Raw genomic sequence first — 13,053 nt, 5'->3', positions numbered from 1 at the left:
CTACGTTTACCGGGCCTACAGATGACGTGTATTTGTAGGCCCGGTTAGCGTTACGCTACCGGGCGATAATGCGTAGCAGGCTGGGCAAAAAATGTACGTATTGCAGCCGTCAGTGATTCCCTTTCGAGCCTCCTCGCAGGGTTAAATTTTCCTGAATGCTGTCTGTATTTTTGGCGAGTACAGTGGCGTCATCTTATTCCTCAGGTGACGGATCGCCATGAAAAAAAGCCCCACGTCCACGCCTCATGATGCGGTATTTAAAACGTTTTTACGCCATCCGGATACCGCGCGGGATTTTCTCAATATTCATCTTCCCCATTCGCTAAGAATACGTTGCGATCTGACGACGTTAAAACTGGCGCCGGACAGTTTTATCGAGAAAAATTTACGCGCGTTTTATTCCGATGTCCTTTGGTCGCTAAAAACGTGTGAAGGCGACGGTTATATCTATGTCGTTATAGAGCATCAGAGTACGCCGGACGCGCATATGGCATTCCGGTTAATGCGTTACGCGACTGCCGCGATGCAGCGCCATCTGGATGCTGGCCATAAAACGTTACCGCTGGTGATTCCCATGCTGTTTTACCATGGCGCGAAAAGCCCGTATCCCTTTTCGCTTTGCTGGCTGGATGAGTTTGACGATCCTGCGCTGGCGCGTCAGCTTTATGCGACGGCATTTCCACTGGTAGACATTACGGTGGTGCCGGATAACGAGATTATGCAGCATCGACGTATCGCGATGCTGGAGCTGGTACAAAAGCATATACGTCAACGCGACCTGATGGGATTGGTCGAGCGCTTAGCGGTACTTCTGATTACGGGAAACGCTAATGACAGTCAGCTAAAAGCGCTGTTTAATTATTTGCTAATACAGCATGGCAGCACGCCTCGTTTTGGCAAGTTTATCCGCGAGGTGGCGCGTCGTGTTCCCCAACACAAGGAGAGATTAATGACGATCGTAGACAGAATACGTGAATCGGGGCGCAGAAAAGGTAAGCGTGAAGGCGTGCAACAAGGTATACAGCAAGGTATACATCAAGGTAAGCAGGAGGAAGCCTTGCGTATTGCGCATACGATGCTGGAACAGGGGATCGATCGAGAGATGGTGATGATGATTACCGGGCTTTCTGACGAAGAGATTAAGGCAAAGCGCCATTAAACTTTTCCCTCTTCCGCCCGGTCATCGTGATTATCAACAGCGTTAAGCGGCCCGCGCGCGTCGACGGGAATCGAGGGAGATCAGAATCACTGACGAGAGAATGAGCAGCGTGCCCAGCCAGTCCGGCAAGGTAAAACTAATCCCCAACAGCAGTAGCGACAGCAGGGCGCTGCTTAACGGTTCCGCGCAGCTTAAAATGCTGGCTTTGGGGCCACCAATCAGTTGCGCGCCTTTCAAATACAGGCTGAACGTCAGCGACGTACCGATCACCACAAGGTAGAAAAAGGCCAGAATCAGGCTGCCGCTCACCGCAAAGTGCGTTCCTTCTTTAGCGTAGAAGGGCAGCAGAATAAGGCCGCCAAAGGACATACTCCAGCCGACCACTGGCAGCGTGCCGTATTGGGCGATTAGCCTGGAAGGCCAGGTCGTATAAAAGGCGGCGGCAAATGCGGAGGCGATACCCCAGAACAGCGCGCCTGAAGAGATCGACAGCGATGTTGGATTGCCGTGAGTCACCAGTAAAAAGGTGCCGATAAGCGATGTAAGAATGGCGGTTAAGACCAGAATGCCTGGTCGTGTTCTTCGCGCTAATGCAAACCACGCTACAATAATGGTCGGCGATAAAAATTGCAGCACTGTCGCGGTGGCGGCATTGGATTTTTCAATCGTAAGCAGGAAGGTTAGCTGAACGGTGAGCGCGCCCACCACGGAGAAAATCAGCAGACTCAGTGCATCTTTGCGGTTTTTAAGAATCGAAAATATCTTATCGCCGTGCATAAAGGAGAAGGTCACCAGTATCAGCCCGGCGAATAACAAACGTATCATCGTCAGGAACTGTGACGACATACGGCTTTGCTCCATGATGTACTGCGCGCAAACACCTGAACTCCCCCACAATACGGCGGCAATCAGGACGTTTAGCATCCCTTTTCTGGTGGAACCCATTTTTTCCTCGTCATGTTGTTTTATTTTTTTACGTGCAGGCATCATAACAGAGCTATCGCCAGCATTAAGCAGGAATTTATTGTTTAATGATTTCAGACGAGCCTGTTATTGACATAATATTGTCATTTTTTTGTCATAGAAAATATCAAACAAACTTAAACAAATCGTCACTATCCCCGCCTTTGCACTTTACAGAACATATTGACTGACTATAATAAGCGCAAATTCATGCAGGAGTAATATGTTGGACAGTCACTTTTACGTAAATCATCTGGCAAGTTAACGCACGCTATTCCTGCGCTGCTTGCCGAACCGGTGGGCAGCAATCTCCCCTTGTGACGATTGTCATCCCAATAATGTTACAACACGCGCATTGTCGCGAGGTAATCGTCATGTTCATGTTTAAACACGCTTTATTTCCTCCGCCGTTAACACGACGCTAATTGCCTCAGGGCAGAAATTTGTCGTGTGCTAAATATAGCACGTACTTATTCTTCCAGAAAAAATGGAGGAACGTATGTTAATGTTTCCTTATATTTTGAATTTACTGGCCGCTATGCTGTTGGGCGCGCTGATTGGCGCGGAAAGACAATGGCGTCAACGTATGGCGGGATTACGCACTAATGCGCTGGTGGCGACAGGCGCCGCCGTTTTTATTCTGAGCTCCATGACGACATCGCCAGATAGCCCCGGGAGAATTGCGGCGCAGATTGTCTCTGGTATTGGCTTTCTGGGGGCGGGCGTCATCATGCGCGAAGGGATGAATGTGCGCGGACTGAACACTGCGGCAACGCTATGGTGTTCAGCGGGCATCGGCGTGTTATGCGGCTTAGGGCAGTTCAAAAATGCGCTGGCGGCGACGATCATTATTCTTTGTGCCAATATTTTATTGCGTGAAGCGGCGCAGCGTATAAATCAACTCCCGGTATCCGCCGAGGCAGAAAAACGTTATATCCTGAAAGTAACCTGTAATAAAGAAGATGAGAGCGCGGTTCGTCAGTGGTTACTGAATATCGTAAAAGAGGCCGCGATCTGTTTACAAGGGTTAGGTTCGGTCCCCGCTCAGGAACAGGGCTATAAAGAAATTCGTGCCGAGCTCGTGGGTCATGCTGATTATCGTAAAACGCGAGAACTGATTATATCCAGAATAGGTGATAACGATAATATCACCGCAATTCACTGGAGCATTGATAGTCAATAATAGTTTTTTATTCAATTTCAACATTACGCCAGGCGTATAAGGAGGGAATGATGGATATTCCCGAGTCGATAAAATAAAACCCACTCAAAATAGTGAGTAAGCAATAACCTTTTTTATGCATAGATAATTCTCCCGGGGCATTCACCTTTAAATCGTGAGTTTACTATTCCCTGGGCGTGATATGCAGGAAACACTACACCTTAATTTTGGGGATTCATCATGACTGACATGAACATTGAAAACCGGAAACTCAATCGCCCGGCGTCAGAAAATGATAAGCAGCATAAAAAAGTATTTCCGATCGAAGCGGAAGCTTTTCATAGCCCGGAGGAGACACTGGCGCGGCTGAACAGCCATCGTCAGGGCCTCACGATAGAAGAGGCCAGCGAACGGTTGAAAGTGTATGGGCGCAATGAAGTGGCGCATGAGCAAGTTCCTCCGGCGCTGATTCAGCTTCTGCAGGCATTCAATAACCCGTTTATTTACGTTCTGATGGCATTGGCAGGGGTTAGTTTCATCACGGATTACTGGCTCCCGTTACGCCGTGGCGAAGAGACCGATCTCACTGGCGTGCTGATTATTCTGACGATGGTCAGTTTGAGCGGGTTATTGCGTTTCTGGCAGGAGTTTCGCACTAACAGAGCAGCACAGGCGCTGAAAAAGATGGTTCGCACCACCGCCACGGTGTTGCGTCGTGGGCCGGGCAATATAGGCGCGGTGCAGGAAGAGATTCCCATTGAAGAACTGGTGCCGGGCGATGTGGTTTTTCTGGCCGCAGGCGATCTGGTGCCCGCCGACGTCCGTCTGCTGGCGTCGCGCGATCTCTTTATCAGCCAGTCAATTCTTAGTGGTGAATCATTACCCGTAGAAAAATACGATGTTATGGCTGATGTGGCAGGTAAAGACAGCGAGCAATTGCCTGACAAAGATAAGAGCCTGTTAGATTTGGGCAATATCTGTCTGATGGGAACCAATGTAACCAGCGGCAGAGCGCAAGCGGTCGTGGTTGCGACGGGAAGCCGTACCTGGTTCGGCTCGCTGGCGAAATCCATTGTGGGTACGCGTACCCAGACGGCTTTCGATCGCGGAGTCAACAGCGTGAGCTGGCTGTTGATACGCTTTATGCTGATCATGGTGCCGGTTGTCCTGCTGATCAATGGTTTCAGTAAGGGAGACTGGGTAGAGGCTTCGCTGTTCGCGCTGGCGGTTGCGGTGGGGTTGACGCCGGAAATGTTGCCCATGATTGTCAGTTCCAACCTGGCAAAAGGCGCGATTGCGATGTCGCGGCGCAAAGTGATCGTCAAGCGCCTGAACGCTATTCAAAACTTCGGCGCGATGGATGTGCTGTGTACAGATAAAACCGGCACCTTAACCCAGGACAATATTTTTCTGGAGCATCATCTGGATGTGAGCGGTGTAAAAAGCAGCCGGGTATTGATGCTGGCCTGGCTGAATAGTAGCAGCCAGAGCGGCGCACGGAATGTGATGGATCGCGCCATACTGCGTTTTGGCGAGGGCCGCATCGCACCATCGACAAAAGCGCGCTTCATTAAACGCGATGAACTGCCATTCGACTTTGTACGTCGCCGGGTATCGGTCCTGGTGGAGGATACGCAGCATGGAGACAGATGCCTGATCTGCAAAGGCGCTGTTGAAGAGATGATGATGGTAGCCACCCATCTTCGCGAAGGCGATCGTGTAGTGGCGCTGACGGAAACACGCCGCGAGCTGCTGCTGGCGAAAACCGAAGATTACAATGCGCAGGGATTCCGTGTATTGCTGATAGCGACACGTAAGCTGGATGGCTCCGGGAACAATCCGACATTAAGTGTGGAGGATGAGACCGAACTTACCATCGAAGGGATGCTCACTTTTCTCGATCCGCCGAAAGAGAGCGCCGGTAAAGCGATTGCCGCGTTGCGGGATAACGGCGTGGCGGTCAAAGTCCTCACCGGCGATAATCCGGTCGTGACGGCGCGTATCTGTCTGGAAGTGGGTATTGATACGCACGATATCCTGACCGGAACCCAGGTTGAGGCGATGTCGGATGCCGAACTGGCATCTGAGGTGGAGAAACGCGCAGTATTCGCCCGGCTGACGCCGTTACAAAAAACGCGTATTTTGCAAGCGCTACAGAGAAATGGTCATACCGTTGGTTTTCTTGGAGATGGGATCAACGACGCGCCCGCGCTTCGTGATGCGGATGTGGGAATTTCCGTCGATAGCGCCGCCGATATTGCTAAAGAGTCATCAGATATTATTCTGCTGGAAAAAGATCTCATGGTGCTTGAGGAAGGCGTTATCAAAGGGCGGGAAACCTTTGGTAATATCATTAAATACCTGAATATGACCGCCAGCTCTAATTTCGGCAATGTTTTTTCGGTACTGGTAGCCAGCGCGTTTATTCCGTTTCTGCCGATGCTGGCGATTCATCTGTTGATCCAGAATTTGATGTACGATATTTCGCAGTTGTCGTTGCCGTGGGACAAAATGGATAAAGAGTTCCTGCGTAAGCCGCGGAAATGGGACGCGAAAAATATTGGTCGTTTTATGCTATGGATTGGCCCAACGTCTTCTATTTTCGATATCACAACCTTTGCGCTGATGTGGTACGTCTTTGCAGCTAATAACGTAGAGGCGCAGGCGCTCTTTCAGTCCGGCTGGTTTATTGAGGGTCTGCTCTCGCAGACACTGGTCGTGCATATGCTAAGGACGCAGAAAATACCGTTTATCCAAAGTCGGGCGACGTTGCCGGTATTATTGACGACCGGCTTGATTATGGCGATAGGCATTTATATTCCATTCTCACCTCTGGGCGCGATGGTTGGACTGGAGCCGCTGCCACTGAGCTACTTCCCGTGGTTGGTGGCGACACTATTGAGCTACTGTCTGGTGGCGCAAGGCATGAAGCGCTTTTATATCAAACGCTTTGGCCAGTGGTTTTAATGATGTTTGAGGATCGCCCAGATGAATCGCTCACCCGATAAAATCATCGCGCTGATATTTTTACTGATTAGCCTGTTGGTGTTGTGTTTAGCCCTCTGGCAAATCGTTTTATAACGAGGTGACGCCATGCAAAAAAAAGGGTTGGACAAAATTTTTTATCAGGTTGTCCTGATAGCAATCATCCTGATTTTACTGACTATCTGGATACGATAAGCTGCTGTTGGCGAGCCCCGCTTAAAATAAGAATCGATGTAGTTGTTCTTTTTATGGCGGGGCGCTATTTTCATGGTATCCCACATCAGAAGGGCAATATCATGAATAATCGTCGTGGTTTAACCGCCGTCCTGGCGACGTTGATTACGTTTTCCCTGAGCGCTACGCCTGTGCTGGCGAATCCGGGAAATGGCAATGGCGGCGGACATGGTAATAACGCGGCTAATCAGGGTAATAACGGTAACGGACATAAAGGAAATGCCGGGCAAAAAACGGAACACCGTAAAAATGGCGGCAAACCGGATCACGTCGAGTCGGACATTAGCTACGTTGTCGCCAGGCAACTGGCAGTGAATTTAGGGCTGACGGGTTATCAGTCTTTACCTCCGGGGATTGCGAAAAATCTGGCGAGAGGAAAACCGCTGCCGCCGGGAATCGCTAAAAAAACGGTGCCGGCGTCTATGCTGGGACAATTACCTTATTATCCGGGCTATGAGTGGAAAATCGTTGGGGATAATCTGGTGCTGATCGCGCTCAGTACTGCGGTGGTCACGGCGATTATTAATGGCGTATTTGATTAAGAGCCTATCCCACCAGGCGTTATTGGCGCAGCCAGTTTGGACACGGACAGCGCGCAAAAACCGGAGCGTACACGTAGTACGTGAGGTTTGACTCGCTACGCTCGCCCTTCGGGCCGCCGCAAGCGGCGTTCAAAACGCTAATGCGTTTTGGCGAGCACTGCCCAGGTCCAAAATGGCAAGTAAAATAGCCCCATTAAATGGGGCTATTTAGTCTCTTCAGGGCGTTATTTATGCGCGTTGAGAATCCAGCAGTTCATTATTTTTTACTACTTCCTGCGCTTTGGTATAACTTTCAATCAGTAGCTGATAGGCTGGGAATATTTTGGTATATACATCCGCCCATTCTGCGGCATCTTCCCTATTCCAGGTACGTTGCAGCTCAGAGGCTACCGCCGCGGTATCCATTGGTACTACGCCCGCCTGCACCACGCGGGCCATCGTAATTTCCTGCGCCATTTTACTGTACGTACCGGAGGCATCAATTACCGCAAATACCTTGTACCCTTCCGCGACGGCGCTGATGGCTGGAAAAGCCATGCAGACACTGGTAATAGTACCGGCGATGATCAGCGTTTTACGGCCTGTCGCTTTTACCGCTTGTACAAAATCGGCATTATCCCAGGCATTAATTTCCCCTTTACGCGCGACATATTGCGCGTGGGGTGCATTCGCATGGATTTCCGGAATCAGCGGACCATTCGGTCCCTGTGGTACGGATGCGGTAGTAATGACCGGCATATTGCATAAGGTAGCGATCTTAGCCAGCGCCGCGGCGCGCGCGCGTAATTCCGGCATCGGCATGTCGCCGACGGTCTGAAACAGGCCACTTTGGTGGTCAATCAGCAGCATTACTGCGTCGTTAGCATCAATGGCAGGGCGTTGACCGTTAAAATTCGCGGGTGTAGACATAATTCATTCCTTGTTGTTGCCTTTCACTGATAGTCACTATCAGTGTTAAAGTCATTAATCGCCGGGGCGATTTCCGTTTTTAAGCTGATGACAGTAATCCGTTGCCGATCCTGGATTACCCTGGTGAGTTCTTTCTGAAGGAATATTCATCGGCATCACCTTCAGTCGATTTACTTTCACGCGAATTTGTTATCACAACAATATTCATATTATGAATAAATGTTTCTATTTTACATGTCAGAGAGGATTATTCATTGAAAAAACAAACTATGTCCCTGCAAATTGTTTCTGATAGATAGTTTTAAAATTATTTGGTATAAATTTGAAATATGTGTGTTAAGGATTAACTTATTTATATTTAAATAACATAAAGCACAGCTTAAATATTAAGTGGGAAGCGTGCTTTTATTAATTATGGCTACTGTAACTCTTAATAAATTGGAAACTATCCCTACATAACGAGTGCTGCTTTTTGGGATATTACAAGCCATTATAGGAACACATTGAATAAAACCTTGTCTTTCATGTGGGGTAGATTATCAGGATATTTTTTCTCATGATTTATCTATGAGATATTAAAGCGTAGTGGCACAGTAAATTTGGCCACTTGATTAAAGGTGATATTCTCACCTCAATACAAAACAGGAGACTTAACGAACAAGAAAACCAAACGTACTTTCACCCCTGAGTCTGCTATAATGAGAAAAGCGGTGTCTACGCTTACCTGTTAATGTCTTATGCCTCTCGCTCTTCTATATGATCGGTATGTGCAGGGGACAATCCATGTCCTGCTACGCAGCCACAGCATCAGACTATACTCAGTGGTGTCTATTAACCCTCTCCAACTACGTTATGTTTTGGCATGGTAACAATGCGATGTTATGGATAATTAACGATAATATTGAATTTAATCCAGAAATGAATCGCCTGGCGTCATTATCGAGGCCAGATCTCAACATTATTCTGACAACGCCCGCCAGCCGCTGCTTGCGCCTTCTGCTGGAAAACGCCCCCTCCGTCGTCTCACAACAAACATTCTTTCAAAAAGTGTGGGAAGAAGACGGCATGGTGGTGTCGGCAAATACGCTTTATCAGAATATCTCCATTATTCGCCGCGGATTACGTACCGTTGGCGAAAATGAAGATACGCTGATAATCACGGTTCCGCGTAGAGGCTTTCAGATTGAGCCTGGTGTGAGCCTCATGACCATCCGCAAAGACTTCGCTCAGGCAATAGAAAAAAAGGGTGAGACGCCACCGCGTATGTCAGGGCGTTGGTTTAAACATTATGTACCTGTACTTTGGATGACCGGGACATTTGCTGTCGGTATTTTGCTTGGCACTATAAGTTGGCAAACCGTTCCCGATAAGGATTTTTACGATCGCTACACGCTGGTTGAAACAACTCAGGGCTGTCATTTTTTCTCGCGGAATGAAGATATCGAAAGCGGTAGCCGCTTTGCAAGCTATAAGTCAATGATTCTAAAAACCGGTATGGATTGTCAGAAATACCCATGGGTCTATTTCCCTTCCAGCAGCCGCACCCCAGCGGTTACGGCATTGATTTGTCAGCAACCTTATAAAACGCGCGGTGATACAGGCTGCGTGACGCTTTTTTTCCGCGGGGTGACACATGGGTAAAAAGGCACTGATGTTAGCCTGCCTGACGCTACTGTTTCTGGGAGTAGGGCTTGGGCATCTTTTTCATTTGTATACGGAAAAGAACCGGGATCCAGAGAAATGTACGGCGCCTGTGATTGTGTTTTATAACAACACTCAGGCTAACCTGACGCTGGATTTTATGTATTCGCTGAAAAAACGCACTGGGGTGGTTTCCATCAGCGGAACGTATTACGTCGATAATAAAATGAGCGGCGTGATCCGCCGTGATGTTTCCTATGTATGGAGTGAAAATAAAGACAGCACCCATTTTATATCGACGGATATCAACAAAGTCACGCGTGACGAAACACTGTCCGATGCGGTTATCGAGACGGTTTTACCCGATTTTTATGTCTATCCAGGGAAAAGTATCAGTTACACCATCCTGACTCAGGGCCATCGTGGCTTTATGTTCACCATCGGGAAACGCCCGATATTTTTCTGTACACATTAAGCTGTTTTGGGAGCCGTTTATGGAACGTATCAGCCAAATGAAAGCGCTTCCGGGTAAAAGCCGCTGAAGATCAGCGGCTCTGTTGTTACCTGAATCAGAAACTGTATTTAACCCCCAGTAGGCCTTGGGTATTACTATAGCCCTGGTCACCTACCTGTTGCGCCACGTTACCCCATACGTTCAGGCGCGGGGTAATTTGCCCTTCAATGCCCACTTTCAGTTCACCAATATTTTTCGTACCACGCATATCGCTGCTGACATCGTCCATCTTCACGCTGGCAGGCTGCGTATTATGGATCCAGTTCGCCTCCACGAATGGCTGGAACTCTCGAGATTTATTGTCATCAATGGCATTGTGGCCGTTAATATAGGCTTTTACGCCCATGCGGGTTAGCAGATTACCGGCGGTATCATCCTTGACGAGGGTACCATTGGCTTCGCGATTGTCGTCAGCCTGCACGCCCATCCATACCACCTGCGCTTTGGGCTGCAACCAGTAGCTTTGATGCGCGCTTTCACCTAACCTGAAGCTGTAACCGGCTTCAACCGAGGCGGTAATTCCTTTGGATTTATATTTCTCAGCGGCCTGATCCTGACCCATGACCTTGTTATCAAACCAGTTGTACAGCATCCAGGTATCTACATAAGCCCCAGACCGATCGATATTGTTAGCATACCAGGTGCCGTAAAGGCCGACGCTGTAACCGGTGACTTGACCACGGGAATGATAGTCACTCACGGACGACTGCGTGCGGTTCTGGCTGTTGGCATAACCTGCCATTGCACCAATATGCCAACGGTCAAGACCGTCAGTGCTCCACTGTGCCAGATCGCCTCCCAGTTGTAACACATAGCTGTTGATGCGGGTTTTTAGCTGCCCGCTGCCATCGTTGAAGCGAGTATGGGCGCCGACGTTACGCATCCACAGGCTGGTGACCTTCTTCTCACCCGTCAGCATGTCGGTGTACTGGGTTTCACCCAGACGGTCATGGAGACGCGTCATGAACAGCGTATTTGCCGCATAGTTGTTGGCAAGGTAGCTGCCCACTTCCGGACGGAACTGATGTTCTGTTATCGGCGGTGTGTCAGATTGCCCTATGTCAGGAATTGTCGGATCAGGGATGACCGGGTCTACTGGCTCAGGGTCTACTGGATCAGGGTCCACCGGATCTGGAATCACAGGGTCAGGGATAACCGGGTCTACTGGATCAGGGTCCACCGGATCGGGAACGACAGGGTCAGGGATAACAGGGTCTACTGGATCAGGAATAATCGGTTCGTCCGGCTCAATGTAGCTGGTCAGATACCAGTTTTTACCTTTCTGCACCACGTTGTAGTCATAGGCTCCGGCAACAATACGGCTTGCTTTTTCGAAAGTACCGTTGGAATTGCCAGCAACGTTAACAATTTCAATACCTTCAATGGTTTGCGCCCCGGCTCCTCCAATATTATTTACTGCAACAAATGTGTTGCCTGAAGTATTGCCGAGAACCTGCAGCCTGTCCGTTTCGGAATCATCATCGTTGAGCACAGTATTAAAGACCAGCTTACCGCCGTTGCCTACATAATCTTCATTGATGGTGAGCGTTTGCCATGGTTCGCCATCTTCATGGCTGAAGTTAATGGTTGCGCCACTATTCAGCGTCAGGTCAGTGAGCGTTGAGCTGCTGGTCATATTCCAGGTCGCATCGCTCATTTGTACAGAGATAACGCCTGTGCCCGCCGTAGCGCTGGTGATGTACGACGCCCCGTCCCATCGCGAGTTGTCCGTCATATTGAGCTTAATTGTACTGTTCTGCTGCGGTAGCGTACCGCTGGCAGCGGTGGCGCCAGCAGCACGAATATCACCGTCGATGACGAAACGACCTCCTGAAGAACCGTCAACAATGCCGCCAGTTTCCGTGCTGATGGCGTAACTTTCGCTACTGTTATCGCCCGCCATAGTAATAGCCGCACCGCCTGCCAGATTAATGGCGCCTCGGGAGAGGGCGTATAAACCGGCAGGGGCTTTACTATAGGATGCAGCCTTACTGGCGCTGTTAACGCTAATAGCGGCATTCTCTCCCAAATTAACGGTAGCGTTAGTTGCATATACCGCGTGTGCGCTGGCACCGTTCACCGTAATAGTAGCGTTGTTGCCAAGCTCGGTTCTGGAGGAGGATGCTGCGTAAATCCCCGTTGAGGATGCGCCGGAGGTTTCGATGGTTGCATCGTCACCCAGACGAATCAACGAACCGCTTTGTCCGGTACGCAGCCCCTCCGAACTGTCGCCGGTAGTAACAATATGTGCACGATTGCCGACGACAATCGTATTTTTGGCACGTGACGCATCCCGCATGGCGTTGGCTGTAATTCCACGTCCCTGGCTACCGGTCGTTTTGATATACAGATCGTCGCCGACGTAAATATTGGCCGATCCGGTCCAACCCTGGCCCAGTGAGTTATATCCGGCGTTAATACCGTCACCATCCTGACCATCCACGTAGATGTTGGTACGGTCACCGGTAATAATAAATACCGGGTTATCCGGAGTATTTGCGCCGTGAGTACGGATGCCATCGACGTCTCTACCATTATTCGCGGCATTCGCCGACTGCGTCCGAATGGTCAGGTCGTTGCCAAAAATCACGCCCGGACTTCCCGTCCCGCTGTTTTGAATAACCGTGACAGTGTGTTCAAACGCCTCCGCACCCGGCCCATTAAGCGTGAGGCCATTGCCATAAACCGGGATGGTGCCGGTGTTCCACTGATAAACGTAGTTGGGCATAGTACCGACTTTGGTGAAACCGGTACTGGCCTGAGCGGGAATAATAGCCTGTAATTCCGGCGGCAACTGGCTGACCAGCCCACTGGATGGCAGACTATCAACGTCAACCCAGGCCGCCTGGGAGGGAAATACCATAGAGGCTAACGCTGCTGATACCGCTATGGCGATGAATGAGTAATTTTGGGGAGTTGGCATTCTGCCTCCTGCATTATGGCG

At 49.6% G+C, this 13,053-nt stretch carries 11 protein-coding genes; 8 read left to right on the top strand and 3 right to left on the bottom strand.

The window, feature by feature from the left end:
• The first annotated feature begins 217 nt into the window (after positions 1 to 217).
• Positions 218 to 1,159, top strand: coding sequence for an Rpn family recombination-promoting nuclease/putative transposase (locus tag EOS97_RS09315; RefSeq protein ID WP_000749538.1), 942 nt, complete (start codon positions 218 to 220; stop codon positions 1,157 to 1,159).
• Between the two features lie 42 nt (positions 1,160 to 1,201).
• Here EOS97_RS09315 and EOS97_RS09310 read toward each other — a convergent pair whose 3' ends face one another.
• Positions 1,202 to 2,104 carry an EamA family transporter gene (locus EOS97_RS09310; RefSeq protein WP_000535970.1) on the bottom strand — a complete coding sequence of 301 codons (903 nt, stop codon included), beginning with the start codon at positions 2,102 to 2,104 and terminating at the stop codon, positions 1,202 to 1,204.
• Between the two features lie 505 nt (positions 2,105 to 2,609).
• Between EOS97_RS09310 and EOS97_RS09305 the strand changes: the two genes are divergently transcribed.
• The 5 genes from EOS97_RS09305 to cigR all read left to right on the top strand — a co-directional run bounded on the left by EOS97_RS09305 (position 2,610) and on the right by cigR (position 7,045).
• Positions 2,610 to 3,305: an MgtC family protein gene (locus EOS97_RS09305; protein WP_000392697.1), complete on the top strand. Its 696-nt coding sequence runs from the start codon at positions 2,610 to 2,612 to the stop codon at positions 3,303 to 3,305.
• A 219-nt stretch (positions 3,306 to 3,524) separates the two neighbouring features.
• Positions 3,525 to 6,251 carry a magnesium-translocating P-type ATPase gene (mgtA, locus tag EOS97_RS09300; protein ID WP_000131292.1) on the top strand — a complete coding sequence of 909 codons (2,727 nt, stop codon included), beginning with the start codon at positions 3,525 to 3,527 and terminating at the stop codon, positions 6,249 to 6,251.
• Positions 6,252 to 6,272: 21 nt separating this feature from the next.
• A complete protein-coding gene (mgtR, locus tag EOS97_RS09295; protein WP_001082118.1) occupies positions 6,273 to 6,365 on the top strand; it encodes a protein MgtR in 93 nt (30 codons plus the stop codon).
• Between the two features lie 12 nt (positions 6,366 to 6,377).
• Positions 6,378 to 6,464, top strand: coding sequence for a magnesium transporter protection protein MgtU (gene mgtU, locus EOS97_RS27365; RefSeq protein WP_251009859.1), 87 nt, complete (start codon positions 6,378 to 6,380; stop codon positions 6,462 to 6,464).
• A 101-nt stretch (positions 6,465 to 6,565) separates the two neighbouring features.
• On the top strand, positions 6,566 to 7,045 hold the full coding sequence (gene cigR / locus EOS97_RS09290) for an anti-virulence regulatory inner membrane protein CigR (RefSeq protein ID WP_001065326.1): 480 nt from the start codon (positions 6,566 to 6,568) through the stop codon (positions 7,043 to 7,045).
• Positions 7,046 to 7,273: 228 nt separating this feature from the next.
• Here the strand turns inward: cigR and EOS97_RS09285 are convergent, their stop codons facing one another.
• Positions 7,274 to 7,954: an isochorismatase family protein gene (locus EOS97_RS09285; RefSeq protein WP_000106461.1), complete on the bottom strand. Its 681-nt coding sequence runs from the start codon at positions 7,952 to 7,954 to the stop codon at positions 7,274 to 7,276.
• Between the two features lie 783 nt (positions 7,955 to 8,737).
• Between EOS97_RS09285 and EOS97_RS09275 the strand changes: the two genes are divergently transcribed.
• Positions 8,738 to 9,595: a transcriptional regulator gene (locus EOS97_RS09275; protein WP_001278062.1), complete on the top strand. Its 858-nt coding sequence runs from the start codon at positions 8,738 to 8,740 to the stop codon at positions 9,593 to 9,595.
• Between the two features lie 10 nt (positions 9,596 to 9,605).
• Entirely contained in the window at positions 9,606 to 10,070 is a 465-nt protein-coding gene (locus tag EOS97_RS09270) for a hypothetical protein (RefSeq protein ID WP_001521985.1), read from the top strand.
• A 94-nt stretch (positions 10,071 to 10,164) separates the two neighbouring features.
• Here the strand turns inward: EOS97_RS09270 and misL are convergent, their stop codons facing one another.
• Complete coding sequence (misL, locus tag EOS97_RS09265) at positions 10,165 to 13,032, bottom strand: intestinal colonization autotransporter adhesin MisL (RefSeq protein ID WP_001143037.1); 2,868 nt, start codon at positions 13,030 to 13,032, stop codon at positions 10,165 to 10,167.
• Between the last annotated feature and the right edge of the window lie 21 nt (positions 13,033 to 13,053).

The sequence above is a fragment of the Salmonella sp. SSDFZ54 genome (assembly GCF_004010735.1).
Classification (GTDB): Bacteria; Pseudomonadota; Gammaproteobacteria; order Enterobacterales; family Enterobacteriaceae; genus Salmonella; species Salmonella enterica.
Note: the sequence above shows the minus strand (reverse complement) of the source record. Positions and strands in the feature narration are given on the sequence as shown.